At 41.6% G+C, this 26,196-nt stretch carries 22 protein-coding genes; 18 read left to right on the top strand and 4 right to left on the bottom strand.

The annotated features are described in order from the left end of the window. The first annotated feature begins 78 nt into the window (after window positions 1-78). The 6 genes from xylE to ACQKL0_RS15615 all read left to right on the top strand — a co-directional run bounded on the left by xylE (window position 79) and on the right by ACQKL0_RS15615 (window position 8,267). Window positions 79-1,467, top strand: a complete 1,389-nt coding sequence (gene xylE / locus ACQKL0_RS15640) for a D-xylose transporter XylE (RefSeq protein WP_427688494.1) — start codon at window positions 79-81, stop codon at window positions 1,465-1,467. Between the two features lie 88 nt (window positions 1,468-1,555). After that, window positions 1,556-3,058 (top strand): xylulokinase, encoded by a 1,503-nt coding sequence (gene xylB, locus ACQKL0_RS15635; protein WP_427688492.1) that lies wholly within the window; start codon window positions 1,556-1,558, stop codon window positions 3,056-3,058. 205 nt (window positions 3,059-3,263) lie between these two features. Further along, complete coding sequence (locus tag ACQKL0_RS15630; RefSeq protein ID WP_427688491.1) at window positions 3,264-5,366, top strand: YhgE/Pip family protein; 2,103 nt, start codon at window positions 3,264-3,266, stop codon at window positions 5,364-5,366. A gap of 318 nt (window positions 5,367-5,684) precedes the next feature. Continuing rightward, a complete protein-coding gene (locus ACQKL0_RS15625; RefSeq protein ID WP_427688489.1) occupies window positions 5,685-6,527 on the top strand; it encodes an ABC transporter ATP-binding protein in 843 nt (280 codons plus the stop codon). Next, window positions 6,460-7,218, top strand: a complete 759-nt coding sequence (locus ACQKL0_RS15620; protein WP_402867835.1) for an ABC transporter permease — start codon at window positions 6,460-6,462, stop codon at window positions 7,216-7,218. The genes ACQKL0_RS15625 and ACQKL0_RS15620 overlap by 68 nt, the downstream gene beginning before the upstream one ends. Before the next feature lie 35 nt (window positions 7,219-7,253). After that, a complete protein-coding gene (locus tag ACQKL0_RS15615; protein ID WP_427688488.1) occupies window positions 7,254-8,267 on the top strand; it encodes an aliphatic sulfonate ABC transporter substrate-binding protein in 1,014 nt (337 codons plus the stop codon). A gap of 62 nt (window positions 8,268-8,329) precedes the next feature. Here ACQKL0_RS15615 and ACQKL0_RS15610 read toward each other — a convergent pair whose 3' ends face one another. Next, window positions 8,330-9,268: a DHH family phosphoesterase gene (locus tag ACQKL0_RS15610; RefSeq protein ID WP_427688486.1), complete on the bottom strand. Its 939-nt coding sequence runs from the start codon at window positions 9,266-9,268 to the stop codon at window positions 8,330-8,332. 423 nt (window positions 9,269-9,691) lie between these two features. Here ACQKL0_RS15610 and ACQKL0_RS15605 point away from each other — a divergent pair, with 423 nt between their 5' ends. The 3 genes from ACQKL0_RS15605 to ACQKL0_RS15595 are packed head-to-tail and all read left to right on the top strand — an operon-like array spanning window position 9,692 to window position 12,433. After that, window positions 9,692-10,879 (top strand): CaiB/BaiF CoA transferase family protein, encoded by a 1,188-nt coding sequence (locus ACQKL0_RS15605; RefSeq protein ID WP_427688484.1) that lies wholly within the window; start codon window positions 9,692-9,694, stop codon window positions 10,877-10,879. A 14-nt stretch (window positions 10,880-10,893) separates the two neighbouring features. Further along, window positions 10,894-12,099 (top strand): acyl-CoA dehydrogenase family protein, encoded by a 1,206-nt coding sequence (locus tag ACQKL0_RS15600; protein ID WP_427688575.1) that lies wholly within the window; start codon window positions 10,894-10,896, stop codon window positions 12,097-12,099. Between the two features lie 22 nt (window positions 12,100-12,121). Then, window positions 12,122-12,433, top strand: a complete 312-nt coding sequence (locus tag ACQKL0_RS15595) for a DUF3870 domain-containing protein (protein ID WP_402867852.1) — start codon at window positions 12,122-12,124, stop codon at window positions 12,431-12,433. On the opposite strand, the gene ACQKL0_RS15590 is transcribed toward ACQKL0_RS15595, so the two are convergent. Next, on the bottom strand, window positions 12,426-13,187 hold the full coding sequence (locus ACQKL0_RS15590; protein ID WP_427688577.1) for a hypothetical protein: 762 nt from the start codon (window positions 13,185-13,187) through the stop codon (window positions 12,426-12,428). The genes ACQKL0_RS15595 and ACQKL0_RS15590 overlap by 8 nt on opposite strands. A 213-nt stretch (window positions 13,188-13,400) precedes the next feature. On the opposite strand from ACQKL0_RS15590, the gene ACQKL0_RS15585 reads away from it, so the two are divergent. Beyond that, the gene (locus ACQKL0_RS15585; RefSeq protein ID WP_427688481.1) at window positions 13,401-14,492 is read left to right on the top strand and encodes a CotH kinase family protein; all 1,092 of its coding nucleotides are present in this window, start codon (window positions 13,401-13,403) and stop codon (window positions 14,490-14,492) included. 203 nt (window positions 14,493-14,695) lie between these two features. Beyond that, window positions 14,696-15,649 (top strand): TRM11 family SAM-dependent methyltransferase, encoded by a 954-nt coding sequence (locus ACQKL0_RS15580; RefSeq protein WP_427688479.1) that lies wholly within the window; start codon window positions 14,696-14,698, stop codon window positions 15,647-15,649. A gap of 231 nt (window positions 15,650-15,880) precedes the next feature. Here ACQKL0_RS15580 and ACQKL0_RS15575 read toward each other — a convergent pair whose 3' ends face one another. Next, window positions 15,881-16,852: an MBL fold metallo-hydrolase gene (locus ACQKL0_RS15575; RefSeq protein WP_427688477.1), complete on the bottom strand. Its 972-nt coding sequence runs from the start codon at window positions 16,850-16,852 to the stop codon at window positions 15,881-15,883. A 398-nt stretch (window positions 16,853-17,250) separates the two neighbouring features. Here ACQKL0_RS15575 and ACQKL0_RS15570 point away from each other — a divergent pair, with 398 nt between their 5' ends. From ACQKL0_RS15570 to ACQKL0_RS15540, 7 genes are all read left to right on the top strand, one after another. Further along, a complete protein-coding gene (locus ACQKL0_RS15570; RefSeq protein WP_427688475.1) occupies window positions 17,251-18,189 on the top strand; it encodes a sugar-binding transcriptional regulator in 939 nt (312 codons plus the stop codon). A 226-nt stretch (window positions 18,190-18,415) separates the two neighbouring features. After that, the gene (deoC, locus tag ACQKL0_RS15565) at window positions 18,416-19,081 is read left to right on the top strand and encodes a deoxyribose-phosphate aldolase (RefSeq protein ID WP_427688473.1); all 666 of its coding nucleotides are present in this window, start codon (window positions 18,416-18,418) and stop codon (window positions 19,079-19,081) included. A gap of 99 nt (window positions 19,082-19,180) precedes the next feature. After that, complete coding sequence (gene fucP / locus ACQKL0_RS15560) at window positions 19,181-20,527, top strand: L-fucose:H+ symporter permease (protein WP_403123655.1); 1,347 nt, start codon at window positions 19,181-19,183, stop codon at window positions 20,525-20,527. 170 nt (window positions 20,528-20,697) lie between these two features. Next, window positions 20,698-21,711, top strand: coding sequence for an aldose 1-epimerase family protein (locus tag ACQKL0_RS15555; protein WP_427688471.1), 1,014 nt, complete (start codon window positions 20,698-20,700; stop codon window positions 21,709-21,711). A gap of 14 nt (window positions 21,712-21,725) precedes the next feature. Further along, window positions 21,726-22,646: a ribokinase gene (gene rbsK / locus ACQKL0_RS15550; protein ID WP_427688469.1), complete on the top strand. Its 921-nt coding sequence runs from the start codon at window positions 21,726-21,728 to the stop codon at window positions 22,644-22,646. Between the two features lie 191 nt (window positions 22,647-22,837). Further along, on the top strand, window positions 22,838-23,839 hold the full coding sequence (locus ACQKL0_RS15545) for a 2-hydroxyacid dehydrogenase (protein ID WP_402987524.1): 1,002 nt from the start codon (window positions 22,838-22,840) through the stop codon (window positions 23,837-23,839). Then, window positions 23,836-25,071: a multidrug effflux MFS transporter gene (locus ACQKL0_RS15540; RefSeq protein WP_427688573.1), complete on the top strand. Its 1,236-nt coding sequence runs from the start codon at window positions 23,836-23,838 to the stop codon at window positions 25,069-25,071. The genes ACQKL0_RS15545 and ACQKL0_RS15540 overlap by 4 nt, the downstream gene beginning before the upstream one ends. A 217-nt stretch (window positions 25,072-25,288) precedes the next feature. Here ACQKL0_RS15540 and ACQKL0_RS15535 read toward each other — a convergent pair whose 3' ends face one another. Beyond that, a complete protein-coding gene (locus ACQKL0_RS15535) occupies window positions 25,289-26,074 on the bottom strand; it encodes an SDR family oxidoreductase (RefSeq protein ID WP_402867862.1) in 786 nt (261 codons plus the stop codon). Window positions 26,075-26,196: the final 122 nt, after the last annotated feature.

Here is a 26,196-nt window from a genome sequence, read left to right as displayed (position 1 = left end):
GTATATGGTGGAAAGAAAAGAAACAGCTGGATACCTTGGCACTTTTCTTTTGCGGGCTTATTCTGACTCTATAAAACTATGAAAAAAAATCGTAACTCACTTTATATTTTTTCACTTACACTAGTAGCGGCACTTGGTGGATTGCTATTTGGGTATGATACGGCTGTAATATCAGGGGCGGAAAAGTCCCTGGAAGCCTATTTCATTACGAGTTTAGGCATGGGGTCTTTAGCCCACGGGGCGACGACTTCAAGCGCATTGATTGGTTGCATCATTGGAGGGTTGCTGTCCGGGATGATCTCATCTAAACTCGGGCGTAAGAATTCATTGATCCTTGCTTCTCTTTTATTCTTTTTTTCTGCTTTAGGGTCCGCTTATCCGGAGTTTTTATTTTTCACAAAAGGCGAACCGACGTTAGGGTTATTACTCACTTTTAACGTATACCGGATTATAGGCGGCATCGGAGTGGGTCTGGCTTCAGCAATCGTCCCTATGTATATAGGGGAGATTGCTCCAGCAGATATCCGAGGTAAATTGGTATCGTTTAATCAATTTGCGATCATTCTTGGGATGTTAGTCGTGTACTTCGTAAACTGGAGCATCGCAAATGGCCAGTCAGTGGAATGGATTAACGATATTGGTTGGAGATATATGTTCGCTTCAGAAGCGATTCCGGCTCTATTGTTTGGTCTGCTCCTGCTGTTTGTTCCAGAAACGCCACGATATTTAGCGTTGAAACATCAAAACGATAAAGCGCTGGCGATATTAACGAAGATTAATGGGGCTGCTGAGGCCAAATCCATCTTTAATGAAATTAAACAAACGGTGAATGTATCCAGTGGGAGATTATTATCTTACGGTAAACTGGTAATCGTCATTGGGATCCTTCTATCCGTATTCCAACAATTTGTCGGGATTAACGTTGCATTGTATTATGCACCGCGCATTTTTGAAAGCATGGGGGCAGGAAAAGATGCGTCGATGATGCAAACCATCATCATGGGAATTGTAAACGTTATCTTTACTGTGATTGCTATCATGACCGTGGATAAATGGGGACGAAAACCATTACTCGTAGTCGGTTCCATAGGAATGGCGATAGGCATGTTCGGGGTAGCGGGAATGGCGTACGCCAATGTGATTGGAATTAGCACGTTAGTATTCATCATTATATATACGGCTTCATTCATGATGTCGTGGGGACCTATTTGCTGGGTATTGATTTCAGAAATATTCCCGAACAAAATTCGAGGCCAGGCGGTTGCCATTGCTGTAGCAGCCCAATGGATCGCCAATTATTTAATATCAGCCACATATCCTATGATGATGGAGTACAGTGGTGCCTTAACATATGGGTTCTATGGTTTAATGAGTGTCCTTTCGGCAATTTTCGTATGGAAATTCATACCGGAAACGAAAGGAAAGACGCTGGAGGACATGGAAAAAGTCTGGATGAAATCGGCTTGACCCATAAAAGAATACGTAACATGATTATGTGCTGGGTCCTAAAGGACTTCCAGCACATTTTTCTAAATTGAATAAAGGATGGTGGAACATGAAATATGTCATCGGCGTGGATTTAGGGACGAGTGCGGTAAAGGTTTTATTGATGAATCAACAAGGAAAGGTGTGCGACGAGATTTCAAAGTCATACCCCCTCATACAGGTACAACCAGGGTTCAATGAACAAGATCCCAAGGGATGGATTGATAAGACGACAGAAGCGCTCAGAGAGTTAGTCAGGAAATTCGATGGGGACACAAATGACATTGAAGGAATTAGTTTTTCCGGGCAAATGCACGGTCTTGTTTTATTGGACCGAGAAGGGAATGTCCTTCGAAATGCGATTCTATGGAATGATACAAGAACAACGGAACAATGCCGTCAAACTTATGAATGTATTGGCGAGAAAAGGCTATTGGAAATCACAAAAAATCAGGCGCTTGAAGGATTTACCCTACCGAAATTGCTTTGGGTCAAGCAATATGAACCGGAAATCTATCATCAAGCAGATGTCTTCCTGCTGCCAAAAGACTATGTTCGTTATGCGATGACAGGAACAATACATAGTGAATATTCCGATGCTGCCGGAACTCTTCTAATGGATGTGGCAAAAAAACAATGGAGCGGTGAAATGTGTGAACTTGTCGGTGTCGACGTAACACTATGTCCGCCTTTGGTAGAATCGAGTGAGTGTGTCGGAGAAATCACAGCAGACTTTTCAGTCCAAACGGGTTTGGCGAAAAAAACAAAAGTGTTTGCTGGGGGAGCCGACAATGCATGTGGTGCAATCGGGTCGGGTATCCTTTCCGAAGGGAAAACGCTTTGCAGTATCGGCACTTCCGGTGTGGTCCTCTCCTATGAAGAAAAGAATGACCGCGATTTTGGTGGAAAAGTTCATTATTTTAATCATGGTGAAGAAAATACTTATTATACAATGGGTGTGACCTTATCTGCAGGGCATAGCTTAAGCTGGTTTAAGGATACTTTTGCAAGTGGGGAAGAATTCGATACGGTTCTGGAGGGGATTGCTAACGTTCCGATAGGGGCAAATGGTCTCCTATTCACTCCATATATATCGGGCGAGAGGACACCGTATCCGGATGCGACCATTCGTGGAAGCTTTATAGGCATGGATTCTTCTCATAAGCGGATTGATTTTGCCAGGGCCGTCCTTGAAGGCATTACCTTCTCATTGAATGAATCGATCGACATATTCAGAAAAAGCGGGAAGTCAATTGATACGGTCATATCCATTGGCGGAGGGGCCAAAAATGAAACATGGCTACAAATGCAGGCAGATGTTTTCAATGCGACGATCGTTAAATTATCAAGCGAACAGGGCCCGGCAGTTGGCGCTGCAATGCTTGCTGCATATGGTAGCGGCTGGTATGATTCCTTGCAAGCATGTGCAGAGGTATTCACTTCAGAAGAAAAATCCTATAAGCCAATACAGGCTAATGTCGAAAAGTATGCCTTGCTATTTGATGTGTATAAAAAGGTATATAATCAGACAAAGGAACTGAATGAAGAACTGAAGATTTTCCGCAATCATTAATCGAGAATGGGCGACCGAGGTTTATCCTTCCGGGAAGAAATATTCTTTCGCTTTAATAGAAGAAAAAATGAATAATCTCTGAAAGAAGTAGCTGTCATTTCGATGGCTGCTTCTTTTTTATATAAAGGGATGGATATGTTTACATGGTATTGAAGCATCTTCCTACCCTCATACTATTATGGAAAATGAATACCGGAGGTCTATCTTGAGAAAGATTTGGGGAATATTCATAGAGGATTTAAACAGTATTTATAAGAATTTATTTGTGTGTGTCGTTATCTTTTTTCTCATGTTGATCCCTTCCATTTATGCGTGGTTTAATATCGTTGCTTCCTGGGACCCATACTCCAATACGGGAGGAATCCTCGTTGGGGTTGCCAATAACGATAGGGGAGCGGAGTTGAATGGTGAATCGATAAATATAGGAGAAGAAGTGGTGCAAGGGTTAAAGGGAAATTCAGACCTTGGCTGGAGATTCACGACGGAGGAAGAAGCCATTTCAAAAGTGAAGAATGGCGATTACTACGCATCAATCATCATTCCGGGAAACTTCTCTGAGCATATAGCGACCATCATGACGGAAGATCCCATCAAGGCCGAAATCGATTATTACGTAAATGAAAAAATCAATAGCATCGCACCGAAAATGACGGCTGCAGGGGCCAATAGCATTGTAGACAATGTCAGTAAAAGCTTCGTTAAAACGGCCAGTGGAAGTATACTCTCCATCTTTAATGAACTGGGAATCACATTGCAAAACGAGCTTCCGACGATACAAAAAATGAAGAATATGGTGTACGTTTTAGAAGGAGAGTTGCCCGAACTTGAACAAAGTATGAACACAGTCCATAAGCATGTGACTAAAGCCGAAGACTTAATTGTAAAGGTCAACGATAGTCTGAAAGCGGTAGAAAATATTTCATCACAAAAAGAACAATTGGTATCCAATATTGCCGTTTATATTGATTCAGCCCAAGCGGCTTTTCATGCCATTAATCCACTCCTGGAAGATGATCTTGCAATAGTAAGGAGTGATAATGAATCGGTTATTGGAATAGCCGGCCGATTGAAGGAGCAAGGTTTAACCGACGATGAAGTATATGGACTGACAGAGCAAGGAATAAGCAGGCTGAAAAAGGATAGGTACTTATTGGATAGTATGTATAATCTATTGGTAAGGGTCAATCAGTTCAATGGGAAAAACGTGTTGCAACCAGAAATATATTCTATTAATGAGTTGCGCGAAAATACGAGAAAACAAATGCAGTCATTGAATGAACAAGACACGGATTCACTTACCGGTCGTGGAGAAAGAAACCTTAGTGTATTGAACGAAATGCAAAGCGATTATCAAGACCATACAGGGGTGAAATTTGAAAAACTAGGGGATGAAGGGCATGCACTTTTAGAAAAAGTGCAAATGACGCTAGAGGAAGGGGGACAAGCCCTTCCTGAGGTTAAAGCACTATTGGGAGAGAGCAATCAAACCATTTTAGACCGGAGAGAGGAAATCGATAGGTTACAGAGTAACTTTCCAGAGGTCGAGAACAAGATTCGAGGGCTTGCAAATAAAATGAGAGAGATAGACAAGAGTTATAATATCGAGGATGTCATTCGCTTTTTGCGAAATGATATTGAGAAAGAAAGCGACTTTTTTTCAGAACCGGTCCTTCTTAATCAACATAGCCTTTTCCCAATTCCTAATTACGGTTCGGCAATGTCTCCATTCTTCACAGCGCTTTCGCTTTGGGTAGGGGGGACAGTATTAATCTCGATACTGAGCGTGGATATTTCTCAACAAGGGTATAGTCCATATCAGATCTATATAGGAAGGTACCTGATTTTCTTAATCATCGGATGCATGCAGGCATTAATCGTATCCATAGGGAATATACTTCTTCTTGATGTATATGTTGCGGATAAATGGGAGTATATCTTGTTTTCGGTATTGATTAGTGCAGGATTTACACTACTTGTCTACACATTTGTATCCGTTCTCGGAAATGTAGGCAAGGGGATCAGCGTGATTTTGATGGTCCTTCAAATTTCAAGTTCCGGTGGGACCTTCCCCATTCAAGTGACGCCACCTTTTTTTCAACATATCAATCCTTTCTTGCCATTTACCTATGCCGTTAGCTTACTTCGTGAAGCTGTCGGTGGAATCACTTGGACCACTGCCACTAAGGATATTCTGGTGTTGTTACTCTTTATTTTGCTCACCCTTTTGTTGGGGGTGATTTTGAAGAAACCTTTCCACCGTCGAACACAAAAAATGAAAGATAAATTATATCGAAGCAGATTATTTTAAATCAGACGTTGATATGAAATATAGAAAAAGTTTCCGGATCCCAGGAAACTTTTTTTGTATGCAGAGATTGGAGATTATTATTTCGAAATAGTCGATTAAGCTATAGGAAAAACGGATTTTCCTTTCTCATCATACAAAAGAATACATTTTACTAAAATATGTAGTATTGTAGTATATCTCCATTATTCGGTGGGAAGTAGAAAAACACAAAAAAGTTAGAATTCTCGCATTTTTATAGTTGACAAAAACGATTGGATTAATCATTATTAAGGAATAATGTCTAGTCAATTAGTGTGATTTAAAAGTGGGGTGTCTTCAGTGTATTTAACAGTAGACGGAATTGAAAAAAGCTTTATGAATGAAAAGAAAGAAAGTATAAAGGTACTTGATGATATCAATATAGAGGTCGAAAAGGGAAGCTTCGTTTCAATCGTTGGGCCGTCAGGTTGTGGCAAATCGACCCTACTTTATTTAATAGCCGGACTCGATAAAGCAGATTCAGGCGACATCCGGGTGGCTGGGAAAAAGGTTTCGAAGCCGGGACCCGAACGAGTGGTTGTGTTTCAAGAAGCAGGCTTATTCCCCTGGTTGACGGTACTTGAAAACGTCACGTACGGGTTGAAGTTGAAGAAAATGCCTAAAGAAAAAGCGAAAGAAAAGGCGTTGGATATTCTAAAAATGGTTCATCTTAGCCGCTATGTAGATTCCTATCCACATCAGCTTTCAGGAGGGATGAAACAGAGAGTCGCCATTGCCAGAGCCCTTGTAATGGAACCGGATATTCTATTGATGGATGAGCCATTTTCTGCACTTGATGAGCAGACGAGAATGGTATTGCATAAAGAGTTACTTGAAATCTGGAGAAAAACTAAAGTGACGATCTTTTTTGTCACGCATAATATTCGTGAAGCCGTTCAGCTTTCGGAGAAAATCGTGGTTTTTGCAACCCGACCGGGAAAGATCAAAGAGACGATTTCCGTACCGTCCATGAAAGATGGGGTCATGCCGGATAGTGTGACGCTGCACACCGAACAAAGGGTATTATCGATTTTACAGGAGGAAATTGAAAAAGTGCTGAAGGAGGAAATGGGGAATGATTACAGCTTTAAGACGAATCATATTCATCGCGATGATAGCGGGGATATGGGAAGTCACATCTAGATTATCAAGCCTTCCGGATTTCATGTTTCCTAGCCTGACTCAGGTCCTTGAAACCCTGTTTAATGGAATAGTGAGTGGACAAATCACGGAAGCTGTCGGAAAGAGCATGGGACGCATCTTGATCGGGTTCACCATCGCCATCATTATCGGTCTGATTTTAGGATACTTCATCTGGCGTTATAAGCTTGTAGAAGACACGCTTGGTTTTGTGGTAACAGCCTTACAATCCATACCAAGTATCGTATGGTTTCCGTTAGCGATCATCTGGTTTGGCTTGAATGATTTTTCCATCCTTTTCATCGTTACCATCGGCGCGACCTGGACAATGACAGTCAATGCAACGAGCGGGTTCAAAAATGTGCCCCAGCTCTATCAAAGGGTGGCTAAAACTTATGGGTCAAGCGGATTCCATTTCTTAAGGACCGTGATTCTGCCTGCATCTGTCCCACAAATCATTTCTGGTCTCCGAATCGCTTGGGCTTTCTCTTGGCGTGCTTTAATGGCAGGTGAGTTACTCGGAGGAGGCGGAGGTCTCGGGCAACTTCTGGAAATGGGAAGATCGCTCGGTCAAATGGACCTTGTTATTTCCGTCATGATCATCATTGCGATTATTGGAACCATTGTAGATAACGTCGTTTTCTCCCGCCTGGAACGTAATGTTCAAGTTAAATGGGGAGTGAACCAACGATAAGTTCATATAATAATAGATTAAGAGGAGAGAGACAAATGCTGAAAAAAACATTATTTACTCTTATTATGTCCGTATTGTTAATTGGAATAGTAAGTGGTTGCACAGAATCTTCGACTAACGAAGAAGGAAAAGATTCAGAAAAACAAACCGTGAATATCGGGTATTTCCCTAACCTGACTCATAGTGCAACAATCATTGCGCTTGAAAAGGGCTACTTTAAAGAAGAATTTGGTGAAGACGTAACCATTAAAACGAAAACAGTGGCCAACGGTGGGCTATTTATGGAAGCGATGGCTACGAAGGCTATCGATGTCGGAACAACCGGTCCTGGTCCGTTACTTAACTTTTACGTGAAAAATCCGGAATACCACTTAATTTCCGGGGCTGTAAACGGTGGAGCAGTTCTTGTGTCAGGTGAAAGCAGTAAAATTTCGGATTTAAAAGATTTGGACGGTAAAAAAGTTGCGATCCCTGTCATCGGAAGCACTCAGGACGTCATGCTTAGAAAGGCCCTTAAAGACGTTGGGCTTAAACCGACTACAAATGGTGGTACAGTGGAGTTATTTGCTTCAGCACCTGCTGACACAGCAGCACTTTTTGTCCAAAAAACAGTCGATGCAGCTGCTACTCAGGAACCTTGGGGATATGTGTTGGAAAATCAGGCCAACGGGAAGCTATTGCTTAACTGGGATGAATTCGCTTGGGGCAAAGATTCACCGAACACAGTGGTGGCTGCAAGCCAGAAGTTCTTAGATAAAAAAGGTCTCTCCACTGCCTATTTGAAAGCTCACAAAAAAGCGGTTGATTTCATCCAAAACAATCCGGAAGAAAGCCAAGAGCTAGTCATTAAGCATCTTAAGGACTTGACTGGAAAAGAATTAAGCAAGGAAGAGGTGGCCGCTGCCTTTTCACGCTTGGAAGTGACAACGAATGTTAATGAGGACGTCATTCAGGAAATGGCTGATATTAGTAAAGAGGCTGGATACATTCCTAGCGCGGATATTAAAGGGATGATTGATTTATCCTCTCTTGAAGAAGTATCGAAATAAGAACATAACGCCCGGGCCATATGGCTCGGGCGTTTCTCTTACGCTCCTTTCATCCAACCAGCTCAGGGACAAACTTGGTTCAAAGCGTGTATGACCTGATCGACTGCCTCCCATGAAGGGATGTTCGCTCCGGAAGCGAAGGGGTGCCCTCCCCCGTTAAACATGCGTGCAACTGAATCAATCGGGATGTTTCTGGAACGGATCCTGACTCGGATTTCTTCGGGATATTCAATGAAGAACACCCAAATTCTCACCCCTTTTAACCCAGAAAGCGTATTAATTAAATTCGCGGCTTCGGTCCGGTCCATATCATACTTGCTTAACATCTCCTCGGTCATGACGAAGTAGGCCACCCCTTTATCGGTCCTTTTATAGCTCATCATGATATCCCTTTGAAGATGGGAAGCATGCTTGGTTTTTATATTCAACAAGTTGTGGATTCTTTCTGGCTGAATATTATACGACCGTAAAATCGATGCAATTTCTAAGGTCCCGGGAGATATTTTGCCTTTTTGGAAATTTCCTGTATCACCAATGATGCCGGTATAAAAGGCACGGGCAGCTTCTTTGTTTAATTTAAGGTCATCAGGGAAACCCAAACACAGTTCAACAAGCATCTCACTTGCAGAGCTGAAAGAAGGATCCACCCATGAAAGATCACCGAAGGACTCTTGAACGGGATGATGATCGATCTTAATCAACCTTTTTCCCATTTTGTATCGTGAATCACTAATGCGTGAAAGATTAGCGGTATCGCACACAACCACTAATGCATCTCTATACACATCATCGGGGATAACATCCATCCTTCCAATAAATTGGAGCCGACCTACTTCTTCTCCCACTGCATGAACAACCTTGGATGGATATGAGTGCTTTATCACGTGTTGAAGTCCGCTTTGAGACCCCAGTGCATCCGGATCTGGATTAAGATGGCGGTGAATGATGATCGTAGAATATTGCTTGATGGCTTCAACGATTTCTTTCTTTATGTCGTCCACTCTTAAATCCCCCTTACCATTAATGGACTTGTCGAACTATAGCGTTTATATCTTTGAATTTTATAGACAGAAGGGGAAAGAAGCAAGGCGAGAGCTTCATTCTCCATACCTTTAGTGTAAAGGGGGAGGAGAACAACAATCATGATAAATTTGCGAACGATCAATATCCATAAAGTGAATTTAATTATTGCAAAATTCAAATAACTATTTTATACTTAATTTACCAAACCGATGACAGCGACTTACCTTGCTGCATGGCCGGCTTGTTTTAAATGAGTATTCATAAAATTGACTTTGTTCACTTGATCTTCCTTTGTCGGGAGACAAGCCATGGATAAGAGTCAGTGAAACCTACAATGTAATCACATTGTTTGTTTTACTGGCTCTTTTTGTATATTTCAACAATGGAAAAGGGGTGAACGGATGAATGGGGCCTTGGAAGGAATAAGGATCATTGACGTCTCCCGTGTATTGGCGGGACCGTTTTGTTCAATGATTCTTGGTGATTTGGGAGCCGAAGTTATTAAAGTGGAACATCATGAATCAGGAGATGAAACGAGAGGATGGGGTCCGCCTTTCGCCAAAGGGGAAAGCGCTTACTATTTATGTGCCAATCGCAACAAAGAAAGTATAACATTGAATTTAAAGTCAGAACAGGGAAAAGAAATATTTCGTAAGCTAGTGTCGACAGGTGATATTGTCGTCCAAAACTTCAAGGCAGGCACACTGGAAAAAATGAGTGTGGGATATGAACAATTAAAAGAAGTGAATCCGCATTTGATTATGGCGTCAATCACCGGATTCGGATTAACCGGTCCTAATAAAGATCTACCAGGCTATGATTATATCATTCAAGCGATGAGCGGCCTGATGAGCATCACGGGCGAGAGTGATGGAAGCCCCATGAAAGTGGGGGTGGCGATAGCTGATGTCCTGACAGGGTTATATACCTGCATTGGAATTTTGTCAGCCCTGCATCATCGGAACAATACGGGGGAAGGTCAGGAGATTGACATTGCATTGATGGATTGTCAAGTCGCTTCCTTAGTGAATGTCGCAAGCAATTATTTGTTCAGCGGGGTAGCTCCTAAGCGGATGGGAAACCAACATCCGAATATCGTCCCCTATCAAGTTTTCCATGCAAGTGATGGGGAACTGGTCGTCGCTGTTGGGAATGATGAGCAATTTAAGAGATTCACGACAGTTTTAGGAAGGCCGGAATTGGCGGATCATGAGCCTTTTATGCACAATAAAGATCGTTTGCAGAATAAAAAGGAGTTAATACCGATTATAGAAGCTTTATTAAAAAGCAAGACGAAGAAAGAGTGGAAAACGCAACTGGATATCGCCGGGATTCCTAATGGCCCTATTCAAACCATTGCCGAAATGTTCGAGGATCCCCAAATACACGCAAGGGAAATGTTAGTGGAGATGGACCACCCAAAGATTGACAACCTTAGAATGACTGGGTCGCCTTTAAAACTCTCAAAAACACCGGTCACGATGAGAAAGCATCCACCGCTTTATGGAGAGCATACAGAATCCACTTTAGCCGAATTGGGGTATAGCCCGGAAGACATAACCAAATTCAAACAAAATAAAATTATTTAGGAGGAATTTAGATGATGAATTTCGAATTAACAGAAGAACAGAAAAGTGTAAAAAAAGTGGTTAGGAAATTTGTTGATAAGGAAATCATTCCATATATACAAGAGTGGGACCGACAAGGAGAGTTTCAGCCACATATCCTAAAGAGATTGGCCGAATTGCAATTGATGGGTGTGTGCATTCCTGAAGAATATGGCGGAGTCGGCATGGATTATAATACACTGGCCATCGTGTGTGAGGAATTGGAGCGCGGCGACACGGCTTACCGGACGGCGGTGTCCGTACATACCGGGTTAAATAGCATGACACTGTTGCAGTGGGGAACCGAAGAACAAAAACAGAAGTATTTAGTGCCACAAGCAAAAGGCATGAAGATTGGTGCTTTCGGCCTCACTGAGCCTAATGCTGGGTCAGACGTTGCAGCCATGAAATCAACGGCTAAACGAGATGGTGATTATTACATTTTAAATGGATCGAAAACATGGATTTCTCTTTGCGATTATGCGGACCATTTCCTCATTTTTGCGAAAACGGATCATGACCTAGGCTCCAAAGGAATTACGGCATTTATCGTTGAGCGTACGTTTGATGGCGTTGAATCGAAAGCAATCAAAGGAAAGCTAGGGATTCGTGCCGGTAATACAGGGGAAGTCTTTTTAACGGATGTTAAAGTTCCGGTTGCCAATAGATTGGGCGAAGAAGGGGAAGGGTTTAAAATTTCCATGTCTGCCTTGGACAATGGACGGTTTACGGTAGCTGCCGGCGCAGTAGGCCTAATTGGAGCAAGTCTGGAAGCGAGCTTAAAGTATTGCCATGAGCGCAGTACATTTGGTAAAGAGATTGGCAGACATCAGCTTGTACAACAGATGATAGCCAAAATGTCGGCGAATTTAGAGATTGCAAGATTGTTGGTCTTTAAAGCAGGGACTTTAAAAAATCAAGGAAAACGAAATACACAAGAAACGTCACTTGCTAAATGGATTTCATGTGATGCAGCAAATGAAGCGGCGAATGATGCGGTGCAGATCCATGGAGCCTATGGTTATTCAGATGAATATCCGGTGGAACGGTTCCTAAGGAATTCAAAAGCTCCGGTCATTTATGAAGGAACACGAGAAATCCATACGGTCATGCAAGGAGAATATGCATTGGGGTACAGGCAGGATAAAGAACTTCGCAAGCAATTGCCTGCATGGCCATTTGAGCAGGTGTCTGTCCATTAATTACAAATAAGGAGATCAGATGATGAACACATATTTTATTGCAGGGCATGCTAAACTCCCACAAGGTATGGCGGCAAGAAATCTCTATGACTCCATCACGATCACGGTAGAACTGGACCTTAAATACGGCGTAATTGTCGATGCCTCCTGTACGCTTGCTACAGAACATGGTAGGGAATTCATCCGCCAGTTACTTCGTGGTTATTGTTTAAATGATGGAATTGACGAATTGATTGAACGCGTGCAATTGTATTATCGAGGGAAGGCAGGTCAAGCCATTCAAGCAGGTCTGAAAGATGTCTATGGTCAGTTCGAATTGATCTCCATTAAATAAGAGATGAGGTGGGTTTTCCAGGGTAATAATCTGGTGAATCCATCTTTTTTAATGTAAGGGTTTGGCATTCAATGTTTAGGTTTATGCTTTCACTGCTAGATATAACACGTTCAGGGAGCTCTATGATTATGTAAAAAGAGGTGATAATAAATCTATCACCTTTCAAAATGGGTCTTGATGATCCTATATTAATTCTGTTTATTTGCCTGTAATCAGAAATTCCATTTCCAGTTCTTGTGGAAGCCGAAAGAACCTTTTCCATGGAATCTGTGGTTTCTTGAAGTTCTGCGGTTCCTAGTGGAACGACGATTTCTGCTAGTACGACGTTGAGTGCTGCAAGTAGAACGGTTTCGGCTAGTGCGACGACGAGTGCTGCAAGTAGAACGATTCCGGCTAGTACGACGTTGAGTGCTGCAAGTAGAGCGGTTCCGGCTAGTACGACGTTGAGTGCTGCAAGTAGAACGGTTCCGGCTAGTACGACGTTGAGTGCTGCAAGTAGAGCGGTTCCGGCTAGTACGACGACGAGTACTGCAAGTAGAACGGTTCCGGCTAGTACGACGACGAGTGCTGCAAGTAGAGCGATTCCGGCTAGTACGACGACGAGTACCACAAGTAGAGCGGTTCCGGCTAGTACGGCGTTGGGTACCACGTGTTGAACGTCTAGTACTACGCTTTTTATTATTTTTCTTGTTTTTCTTATTCTTCTTCCGTGATGACCGGTTTTTTGAACGTGGGTCTTGGAATAGGAATTCATCTAACCCAAACGAATTTACCATTTCCACCGCTTTTTGAATTTCTTTAAATTTAGTTGACATACATTCATTCCCCCTTTTCACTAGCTAAAATATGCGGCTTGTACACAAAGTGATAATGGTAAACGCACATACTTTCAAAATAAATTGATGGCTTAGTGGCAGCCTTCGTTTTTTTTTCATAAAGTAAAATGAAAATGAAAGGGAAGGTTTTTATGAATACTGACAAGAATCTACCGATTTATCACCTTTTTATTCCCCCTGTAAACTTGATCGAGCTTCGTAGGGATATTTGGAGTAATGATCCCGTCCCTGCAAAATTATCGATAGAAAAGAAAAAATTGGATGTCGATATCGTTTATCGGGGCTCCCATATCCGGGGTTTCCGGAAAAAGTCCTATCATGTGGCCTTTTATAAACCGAGTATGTACCGAAAGGCTAAAGAAGTTCATCTGAATGCTGAATATAAGGATAAATCTCTGCTGAGGAATAAACTGTCTTTAGATTTTTTCGCAGATATCGGAACTTTATCCCCGAGATCCCAATTCGTTTTCCTTAATCTTAATGGAAAGGACGAAGGGATTTATTTAGAATTGGAATCTGTGGATGAGCATTACTTGAGGAACTGCCATTTGCCTGAAGGATCCATTTTTTATGCGGTGGATGGAGATGCTAATTTCTCATTGATGAGTGATCTGGATAAGGAAGTTAAGAAATCCCTGGAATTCGGGTATGAAAGAAAATGTGGGACAGCTCAGGATGAGTTGTACTTACACGAGCTGATCATAAAAATCAATACGATACCAAGAGTGGATTTCGAGAAGGAAATTGGAAAGCTGGTCAATGTGGAAAAATATCTCCGCTGGTTGGCAGGTGTCGTATTTACACAGAATTATGATGGATTTGTCCATAATTATGCTTTATACCGGAATGGAGAAACGGGACTTTTCGAAATCATCCCTTGGGATTATGATGCGACATGGGGCAGGGATGTAAATGGTAAAGTGATGGAAGAAGATTATGTTGGAATCAGAGGCTTCAATACATTGACCGCAAGGATTCTTGATATAGCTACATTCCGCAAACGGTATCAAAGTCTTCTTAAAGAGATTATGAATAACCAATTCAACGTGAGGTATATGGAACCCATCATTCATGAAATGCATAGCCTGATCAAACCGTATATTCCAAGAGATCGATATGTCAGGGACAATATCGAGACATTTGAAAATGAACCTGACTTTATTCTAAAATATATAGATGCCCGGGCACAATATATTCGTAGTCAATTGCATAAGTTGGATTAAATGGATCGTGTGAATTCATTGGGGTGGGCCAAGTATTTTCTACCTTCATTTCTTAAAGCAAGTGGAAGGGTGACGTATTTATTAAAATAGCAGGAACACTGAAAAATCAGTATTCCTGCTATTTTTTTCATTTGCATTTCCATCCACTTACGGCTATGTTTGATAGAAAGATATAATCTAAAGTGGTGAAGGATGGGAATAGTTTGAACAATGAAAGCCGTATACCGGCGTATATATATACTTTTACGTGCACTCCAGACGAACGTTCTTTATGTAATATGGAAACGCGCTCGCTTTTTGGTTGTAAGACCGAAGTCAATATTTTAAAAAGTGACATCAAAATTGATCCGAGCAGAAGCCCTTTTATCAAGGGACGTGTCGATATTATGTACGAAGGGGAAAGCATATCTGAAATCGTTGAACAGGTAAAGCAACTTCCGATTACCGATTCAACATTTAAAGTCCTATTCATTAAAATAAATGATTTGAATATAGAAGAAAAAATTGATTATGATGGACAACGTGCCATTGAGAGGGAAATTGGCTGGCATATCCAGAGTAAGGCAGATGTGCGCAATCCAGATCAAACTTATGGGATTGTGCCATTCGAAGGACGTTGGTACTTTGGGGAATTCGTCAAACCCGAACCGGTTTGGTTACATCATTTGAAGAAACCCCGTGAGTATTCAACGGCACTTAGTACCCGGGTCGCAAGAGCGATTGCCAATATTGCCGTACCACATCCAGAGGGGGTAAAAGCCATTGATCCATGTTGCGGAATAGGGACGGTATTGGTGGAAGCATTATCCATGGGAATCGATATTGTTGGTCGTGACATCAACCCTCTAGTTACGGATGGGTCTAGGGAAAATATTGCTTACTTCGGGCTGGAAGGCGATGTAACAACAGGACCGATTTCAGAGGTTACGGAACACTATGACGCAGCCATCATAGATATGCCGTATAATCTTTATACACATGCTACGCCGGAAGACCAACTTTCGATTCTTAAACATGCTCGTCGTTTTGCGGACAAGGTGGTTGTAGTAACCATCGATACGATGGATGATATGATTCATGAAGCGGGCTTTGAAATTGCGGATCGTTGTCTAGCGAAAAAAGGTGTATTTTCTAGGCAAATTGTGGTGTGTGTATAAAAGCCTCGTTGGATATGTAGAAGTATCCCTAATCAAGTTGTCTATTAAAGTTAATAGATAAGAAAGGAAGAGTGGTGCATACTCTTCCTTTTTTATATGTCTGTTATTCCTTAGCATCAATCGAAAACGACCGAAATCATCGTGCTTATCGGCTGTTTTGTGTGAAGCAAATCCTTGCGTTCGATGGCATAGCCTCTAGGTTGCCAAGACCGGATGACCAGGATATTACCCTTATCTAGCGGTATAGTGAATCACATTTCCACTAGAGTATTTGTCGATTTTTCCTTGGTACTCCAAGTAATCTAAATGTCCGATGATCTCCGACATGACAAGTGGGAACTCTTTTAAATATTTTTCTTTGTAATAGTTTTTTGCTAACTCATTCCCTGTTGTTATTCCAGCTTCAATTAAAGCGAGGATTTTCTTGGATTTTGTTTCAATGTTACGGAGCCTTTTTTCTATTAATGGACCTGCTTGATAGATGATGTTTCCGTGTCCAGGGTAAAGGCTGTCCACCCCTAATGCCAAACAGCGCTCCAACGATTCAATATGGTCTACTAGAGTCCGCATCCTTTGGCCGTTTTCATCGGGCTCCACCAATGCATTACTAGAGATATGTTCAATTAATAAGTCTCCAGCAAGAAGTCGGTTCTCGCTTTTATCAAGAAAGGCAATCTGGTCTGGTGCATGACCGGGAAAATGAATCACTTCAAAATTTAATAATTGGCTTTCCTTAATCTCGATGATTTCACTATTGATTTTTTGATCTTTGTTATTATTGACGGCATTGAATAAATAGGCCACTTGTTTATCTCCAAGTTCCCCACAGCCCATCTGAAGGTAAAGTCGTTTATAGAACTCAATCCTCATGCTAAGAAAATCCGGATCTCGCTTTAACCTTGGTATGGATTTAGAGTGAGCATAAACAGGAATCGGGTGAAGCTCAGTGATACGGTTAACGAGTCCCACGTGATCCCCGTGATGATGGGTCAAGAGAATCTCTGTAATATTTTCAAGCTTTAGGCTATTTTCCTCTAATGTGTGTTGTAAAGCGTCCCAACAAACATCATCATTCATGCCAGCATCCACCAGCGTAAGGGACTCATTCTGTTCCACTAAATAAAAGTTTATACTTTTCAATGCGAGTGCACTTGGCGCTATAACTGGGTGAATCTTAAGTGTTGACCGGTTTTTCATGAGCATCCCTTGTTCCCCCTGAAATGAATGAACTTTTGGTAGGAAGGTTTATTCATTTATGCTGTATCAATGAATCGCTCAAGCTTATAAATGAATGAACGATCCTTAAAGTTCAATTTATTAATAAACGATAGTTATACCTTTAGCTTACTATTTGTTTTATTTAAAGTAAATTCTGAAAAATGAAACATTTATATTATAATAGCAAGATAATTTTCCTGAATCGTTTCTCATACTGGTGGATTTTTCTACTATAACTAAATTTACCTTTTTTATATTTTTATGTAAAATAATCTTCTCGCCATGCAAGTTTTAGTATATGGTTAATTTAACAGATTGGATGGCCATTATTCCATGTAAACTAAAAGGTGATAATCGGAATGACAGAAGAAATGAGGGCATGTATGGATCAAGATAAACAAAGGCTCAGTATTGCGGCTGCAAGACTATACTATGAATCGGATTATAGTCAACAAGAGATTTGTGCACGCCTTGGCGTGTCGCGACCAACGGTTTCTAGGTTGTTGCAATATGCGAAGGAGCAGGGCTACGTAAGTATACACATTAAAGACCCGTTAGAAGATGTGGACGAACTCTCAAAACAGTTAAAGGAACGGTATGGATTGGATCATGTAAGCGTTTCATATTCCCCACTTAATGAGTATGAGGAGATAACTAAGCATATCGGGCGGACTGCCGCCGAATTTTTACACAAAATCGTAAAAGACGGAGATATCATCGGCATTACCTGGGGTACCACATTGTTTTCAGTGGCCTCACAACTTAAAAGCAAGCGAGTGAAAGGTGTAGAAGTAGTTCAGCTAAAAGGCGGTGTAAGCCATTCGTATAGCCTTACTTACGCCGTTGAAGTTGCCAATCTATTTGCCGAAGCTTATTATACGGTCACCCGCTATTTACCTTTACCTGTTATTTTTGATAAGCCAGAACTTAAGCAGATGGTTGAGGAAGATCGGCATATAGAACGGATCATCGAAATGGGTAGACAAGCGAATATTGCATTATTTACGGTCGGTACGGTCAGAGATGATGCTTTACTTTTTAAACTGGGTTATTTAAGTGAAGGGGAGAAAGCTGATCTCCAACGCACGGCCGTAGGTGATATTTGTTCTCGTTTTTTTGATGAAGAGGGGAACATCTGTAATGAAGTTATTAATAGCCGCACGGTGGGCATTGATTTAGAAGAATTGCAAAAGAAAGAAAGAAGCATTTTAGTTGCTGGAGGCGAAGATAAGATCAAAGCCATCCAGGCAGCATTAGTGGGAAAATATGCCAATACACTCATTACAGATCAATTCACGGCTAAAGCTCTATTAGAGTGTTAAAAGAAAGAATATATGGTTGGCGCCTAAAAAGCGCTGGCCTTATTTTTTTATGTCTATAAACATTTAGTTGAATAGGTTGTAAAAATATTTGAACAAAATTTCAAAATAAAATTTACATATGTTCCACACCGTGGTATTATTTGGTTGTGAAAGCGCTTTTCTTATTGAAAAATCAAAAAATATAAAAAATTAGAGTGAAAAATAATAGGATAAGGGGCCGTTAAAAATGAATAAGGCTAAATTAATTGACCATACACTACTGAAAGCTGATGCAACTGAAAAGGAGATTGTTAGATTAGCAGAAGAAGCCAAGGAATACGGTTTTGCTTCCGTTTGCGTGAATCCGCAATGGGTGTCACTTGCAGCGAAAGAATTAGAGGGAAGTGACGTAAAAGTTTGTACAGTCATTGGATTTCCTTTAGGCGCGTCTACTACAGCAGTAAAAGTATTCGAAACGCAAGACGCTATTTCAAACGGCGCAGAAGAAGTAGATATGGTAATCAACATTGGCCTCTTGAAAGCTGGCAATGATGATGCAGTTGAAGCTGATATGAAAGCGGTTGCTAATGCTGCACATGGAAAAGCTCTTCTGAAAGTGATTATTGAAACATGCTTATTGACAGAAGAGGAAAAGGTCCGTGCATGTCAACTGGTCGTTAATGCTGGAGCTGATTATGTTAAAACATCCACCGGATTTTCTACGGGAGGTGCCACTGTCGAAGATGTAATGTTAATGAGAAAGGTCGTTGGACCGAATTTAGGTGTAAAGGCATCTGGAGGAATTCGGGATAAAAACGATTTAGAAAAGATGGCTAAGGCGGGAGCTACTCGTATTGGCGCGAGCTCAGGTGTCAAAATCATGCAGGGGGAAGCCGTTAATGGAGGCTATTAATTTAGATAGCTAGTCCCTCGTTTGAAAACCGAATGCAATTGGACTCATTAGTGGGTAAATATCAGTAGGGGTTCTTACTTGAATAAGGAGATTACAAAAATGGCAAAGACAAAAATAATTCAACTGTCGGATGGATACCTTAATCGGACTCCTATTCTACAATTCATTCTCTTATCCACATTATTTTCCATGTGGGCAGTGGCAGCTAGTTTGAATGATATATTAATTACTCAGTTCAAAAGTGTGTTCGAATTAAGTGATTTCGCTAGTGCTTTAGTACAGAGTGCTTTTTATGGAGGCTATTTCTTGGTAGCCATTCCAGCTTCGATGGTTATTAAGAAGACGAACTATAAGTTTGCCATCATAACAGGATTATGCTTCTATATCATTGGATGTTCTTTATTCTTCCCAGCGTCACACTTGGCGACATATACTATGTTCTTGTTTGCACTTTTTGCTATTGCAATCGGTTTAGGTTTCCTCGAAACGGCAGCCAATACCTATAGTTCCATGATAGGTCCCAAGCAATATGCGACGCTCCGCCTGAATATTAGCCAAACGTTTTATCCCGTTGGATCTATTTTAGGGATTTTGCTAGGAAAATATCTAGTTTTCCAGGAAGGCGAAAGTCTTCATGTTCAAATGTCCAAAATGTCTCCTGCAGAAGCACAAGCTTTTGGAATCGAGATGTTACAGCATACACTAGAACCATATAAATATATGATTTTCATACTAATCGGAGTGCTGGTGATATTCCTCTTCACTAAATTTCCAACATGCAAACCGGAAAAAGTCGAACAAAATGGCACTAAACCGGCTCCAAATATCCTAAAAGCGTTGAAACACCTGGCTGGAAATAAACGATTCCGAAATGGAATCATCGCAGAATTTTTATATGTGGGAATGCAAACCACGGTTTGGGCTTTCACGATCAGGTTAGCCTTACATCTAAATCCACATATCAATGAAAGAACCGCTTCAAACTTTATGATTTATAGTTTTATAGGATTTTTCATTGGGAAATTCATTGCAAACTTTTTGATCGCTAGATTTTCGTCTTCTAAAATCTTGGTCATTTATGCAGTTTTCGGATCAGCTTTATTGGCTTACGTGGCAGTCGTGCCGAATATGACTGCTGTATATGCGGCAATCGTTGTTAGTATGCTTTTTGGACCATGTTGGGCCACGATTTATGCAGAAACTCTAGCTGTAGTTGATAAGCAATATACTGAAGTGGCGGGTGCCATCTTAGTAATGTCCATTGTGGGGGGAGCCGTTATACCGGCTGTTCAAGGGTTAGTGTCAGACACTTTGGGATCAATGCAATATGCGTTTGTCGTATCCATGCTATGTTTTGTATATATAGGCATTTACTTTTATCGAGAAATGAAAAGGTCTGCAAACATGAAAAAGGATGCAGAACAAACAAGCGAATTAATTTCTTAAATTTTGGGTTCGAGCTTTGCTTATGTCCTCAATTATATCGGCAATCATTTTTGACAAAACCAGTAAGCATAATAAGAAAAAAGGCAGGGGGCCCTGAAATGAACTCTGGATGTAACAGGGTTTCCTAAGGGGACCCTGTTAGCTGTTATTCGAAGGAAGGAAGGATAAGTATGGTAGGAACGATTGAACTACAAAGAGGATTCTTCAAAGAAAACCCTACAGTATTTTTTAAAAGTACCGAGTTTACTGTTACTTTATTTCGTTATCCATCTGGAGTTGAAGCGATAGAAGTGACAAATTCCCGTGGGAAAATGGTGGTTCTTCCTTATTTAGGTCAAATTGTTTGGGACTTAGTTTTTGATGGAATTGAACTGAAGATGAAAAATATGTTCACTCAACCGAAACAAGTAGATGAAATTGTCGATACATATGGATGTTTTGCTTTTCATTCCGGTTTGATTAGCAATGGCTGTCCAGGACCTGAGGATGATCATGTCTTACATGGTGAGATGGCCTGCGCGAATATGGACCATGCCTGGCTGGAGGTTACGGAAAATAGTGTGAAAATTGGTGGATTGACAGAATACATAAAAGGGTTTGGCCATCATTATATCGCTAAGCCAAGCGTCAAGATGATTGCTGGGGAAGCCAACATCGAAATGGGCATGTACGTGAAAAACTTATCTGGCATAGACATGCCTCTACAATACATGTGCCATACCAACTACGCCTACCTGGATCATGCAGTAATGAAGCAAAACATTCCTAATAGTGCGTTTGAGTTACGTGCCTCCATCCCTGACCATGTGAAACCTACTGAAAAGTGGTTGGACTTTAATAAAGAAATCCGTGAAGGCAAGGAACCTATATCGATTTTGGACCGTCCAGATATGTATGACCCGGAAATTGTTTTCTTTATGGATGGATTGAGTAAGCATCAGAAAGAAGCAAGTTTTGAAATGACTTCGCCGGAAGGAACTACTTTTTTCACCACGTTCTCTACGGATGAATTTAATTATGCGACAAGATGGTTACTGTTTAATGAGGACCAGCAGGTTGGAGCATTTGTATTGCCCGCTACATGCCGGCCTGAAGGGTTTTTGGCAGCCCAAGATTCAGGAAGCTTAATTAAGTTGGCCTCAGGTGAGGAAAGATCATTTACAATTGTAACTGGAAAGAAATAAGGAGGAAATAGAATATGGATATAGCAGTTATCGGATCCAATATGGTGGATTTAATTTCATACATTGACCAAATGCCAAAAGAAGGGGAAACCCTCGAGGCACCAAGTTTCGAAATTGGGTGTGGTGGAAAAGGAGCCAACCAGGCAGTGGCCGCAGCCAAAATGGGCTCTAAGGTCATGATGCTTACTAAAGTCGGAGATGATCTATTTGCAGATAATACGATTAGCAATCTAGAACGTTATGGAATAGATACTGAATTTACAAGTAAGATCCCGGGAACATCAAGTGGTGTGGCACCGATATTTGTGGACCCACAATCGAGGAACCGGATATTAATCATCAAAGGAGCAAATGAATATCTTGTACCCGAGGATATCGACAACGCGGGGGAAAAGCTGAAAAAGTGTTCCTTAATCATTCTTCAATTGGAGATCCCCTTACCAGCTGTTTATCGTGCCATTGACTTCGGTAAGGAGAATAATATACCGGTTATATTAAATCCTGCTCCTGCCTCAAAAGAGTTGAATTTTGATTACGTTTGCAAGTGCGATTTCTTCATTCCTAATGAAACGGAACTGGAAATTTTAACCCAGATGCCAGTAGAAACGGATCAACAAGTGCAGGAGGCAGCTTTAACCCTTATCGAGCAAGGGGTGAAAAATGTTATAGTGACACTTGGAAGCCGTGGGGTGATGTGGGTTACAAAAGAAAAAGTGGAACGGATCGATGCATATGAAGTCGCCGCCATTGACACTACTGGAGCCGGAGATTCATTCATTGGATGCTTCGCCCACTATTTTGTCAAAAATGGAGATATCCTTCACGCCATCAAGATGGCCACTGGATTTTCTGCCTTGAGCGTAACAAAACGCGGAACGCAATCCTCTTATCCAGATCAAGACCAGTTAAAGGGATTTTTTGAGAAACAGGTTTGAATATCATAGTATTAGGGGTGCTTCCACAATTGTTGGAACATCCCTTTTTACGTTCGTGTGGAACGAGATGGGTAGAGATAAGATAAGTATAAATGAATAGGTAGAGAAGGAGATTAATGTTCAATTATCGAAATTGTAGATATGTAAGTAAAAAGTACATAACTATCAATCTGTAAGTAGGAGGGCTATTTGTGAAACCTAAAGTGTATATAACGAGAAAAATGCCAGACCAAATCGTGAATGGCCTAAGTGAAAAGTTTGAGGTAACGATGTGGCAAGATGAAACGACTCCGGTTCCTAGGGAGGTCCTGGAAAAAGAGATAGTGGAGGTTGACGGTCTATTTTGCTTGTTGACGGAACAAATCGATGAATCCTTGATGGAGAAGGCGACCAACCTAAAAATCATTGCGAACATGGCTGTGGGGTATAACAATATTGATTTACAAAGCGCGACAGATAAAGGAATCATGGTGACGAATACACCGGGGGTTCTGACGGAAACGACAGCGGACTTAACTTTTGCCTTGCTGCTTGCAACGGCCAGAAGATTGGTAGAGGCGACAGGTTATCTCAAAAGTGGTCAATGGAAAACATGGTCCCCGATGCAGTTGACTGGACAGGATGTACATGGCGCAACGATAGGAATCATCGGATTGGGAAGGATCGGTAAAGCCCTGGCGAAAAGGGCAAAAGGATTTGATATGAATCTTGTATACTATAATCGTAGCCGTAAACTTGAAGAAGAAAAAGAGTTGGGAATCGAGTTTGTATCACTTGAAGAGCTCCTTAAGATTTCGGATTTTGTCTGTGTCTTGGTGCCACTCACTTCCCAAACTAGCTATATGATCGGTGCTGAACAATTAGCCTTAATGAAAAAGACGGCCGTACTCATCAACACGGCAAGGGGCGATATCGTCGATGAAAGGGCATTGTACCAGGCTTTGGTAAACCAAGAAATTTGGGCTGCTGGATTGGATGTATTTGAAGAAGAACCGGTTCCTTTAGATCACCCTCTCTTGACCCTACCTAATGTGGTGACACTCCCACATATCGGCAGCGCCAGCATCGCCACGAGAATGAAAATGGCAAGCCTGGCTGCAGAAAACTTGATGGCAGGCCTGACGGGCGCCCTTCCTGGCAATCTAGTGAATCCAGAACTAACAAGTGTGCAAAAAGGGAGAGGACATTCATAATGGAATTGAAAGAAACCATATATACTAGCAATAAAATGCCGACAACAAAAAAACTATGGATGGCACTTATGCTCGGTTCTTTTGCGGCAATTGGGCCTCTGTCACTTGATATGTATTTGCCTGGTCTACCAACACTTGCAGATGATCTGCAAAGCAGTACGTCTTTGGCTCAGCTCAGTTTGACCGCTTGTTTACTAGGATTGGCATTAGGACAAATATATTTAGGCCCCCTGAGTGATGCGAAGGGGAGACGGACCCCGTTAATCATCTCTTTGTCGATTTATAGTGTGTCTTCTCTGCTATGTGCCTTTGCTCCCTCCATTGAAATGCTTTTATTATTACGGTTCATCCAGGGAGCTGCAGGTGCTGGGGGAATTGTCATTTCCCGGGCCATTGTCCGCGATCTTTTTTCTGGTACGGATTTGACCAAATTCTTTTCCATGTTAATGCTTGTGAATGGGGCGGCACCGATTTTGGCACCGGTTTTAGGAGGGCAACTGCTACAATTTACATCTTGGCGGGGAGTTTTCATCGTCATTTTTGCTCTAAGTGTTATTATGGTTGCCGCTGCTTTTTGGGGGATAGAGGAAACGCTCTCATCAGACCTACGAAGTACAGGGGGCATAACCAATACAATACGTACATTCGGTGATTTACTGAAAAACCGTGTGTTTATGGGATATGCACTTTCTCAAGGGTTTGTAACGGCGGCTATGTTTGCTTATATCTCAGGTTCACCTTTTGTAATTCAAAATATCTATGGTATTTCTCCGCAAACATTCAGCCTGATCTTTGCGATGAATGGGATAGGGATCATTGTTGCATCCCAAACAACTGGCAGACTGGCTGGGAAGATAAAAGAAGAAAAACTCCTACAAATAGGGTTGGGTCTTGCGTTATTTGGCGGGATCATTCTGCTCATGTCCATCATTCTGGGAGTTGGAGTTGCGGGGATTTTAATTGCTTTATTTCTATCTGTCTCGAGTGTCGGGATCGTGGGAACGACAAGTTTCGCATTAGCTATGCAGGACCAGGGGAAAACGGCAGGGAGTGCCTCGGCTTTAATCGGTCTTCTGCCTTTCGTACTAGGTTCGCTCATGGCCCCTTTAGTAGGGATTGGTGGAGGTGATTCACCTCTGCCGATGGGAATCGTGATGGTAAGTTGTCATGTTATTGCCCTGTCCTCTTATCTATTTATCGCCCGAGGCGGTTTGAGAAAAGCTGTTGCATAAGGAAAGTGGCCAACCCATTATAGGAAAAGTTCAAAGTAAGAGGGGTGGCTCTTTAAGAAAACATGAAAAGCAATCCCACTCTCTTATGTATAATTTCTATTGGTAGGGAACAAAAAAGTTCAACTAAAAACTTTGCCCAATCTTTTTTAATTTAGTAAGAAGAGGCAGAAGTGTGGTCACATCATACACTTCTGCCTCTTCTCAAGTCTTTCGATTCTTATAAGAGCGATTCAGCTCCGTCAATATACACTTCAGTCCCGGTAACGTGGGAGGACATGTCCGATGCAAGGAACAAAACAAGGTCTCCTGCTTGTTCAATCGTTCCGGCTTTCTTTGCAAGTGGTTGAGAACCTTCGGGATACTCAATCGGTATTTTGATTTTTTCCAAGTTTTCATCTTCAGGATAGGTATTGTCGTCGATGTTGGTGTCGATGGAGCCTGGGCAGATGATATTCACGCGTATTTTGTACTTGGCCAATTCAAGTGCAGCCATCTTGCCGAAAGCGACCTGACCGGCTTTTGATGAGCTGTATGCGGAAAAACCAAAGTTCTTGAAAAAACGGTTTCCGTTAATGGAACTGTTAATGGTGATGCTGCCGCCTGTTTCCTTCATATAGGGAATGGCGTATTTTATGGTTAGGAAGGTTCCTTTCAAGTTGATGTTGAGTGTTTGGTCCCAATCTTCCGGCTTAATATCTTCAATGGGGGCAATTACCCCGTTAATACCAGCATTGGCAAACACAAAATCAATTTTTCCAAAATGCTCGAAGGCGGCCTGGAAAGCCTTCTCAACCTGTTCGGGTTGGGAAACATCCGTTTTGATGATTAAAGCTTCTCGTCCGAGGTTTTCGACTTCTTCCTTGACCTTTTCGGCATTTTCAACTGTGCGGTCAAAAAAAACGATGTTTGCACCGTTTTCCGCAAGTTTAATGGCGGCACCCCGGCCAATTCCGGATCCTCCGCCGGTAATGATGGCGACTTTATTCTTCATCAATTCTGTCATTGATTTCACACGCTCCTTTTTAATGTACTTCCCATGAGGGAGTATGTAGAAACATCAAGTCAGTAGTAATAGGAAAAGTATAAAGGAAAATAGATTGAAAAATCCAATATAAACCAAAATTT

It is taken from the genome of Peribacillus sp. NPDC097264 (assembly GCF_050277925.1).
Lineage (GTDB): Bacteria > Bacillota > Bacilli > Bacillales > DSM-1321 > Peribacillus.
Note: the sequence above shows the minus strand (reverse complement) of the source record. Positions and strands in the feature narration are given on the sequence as shown.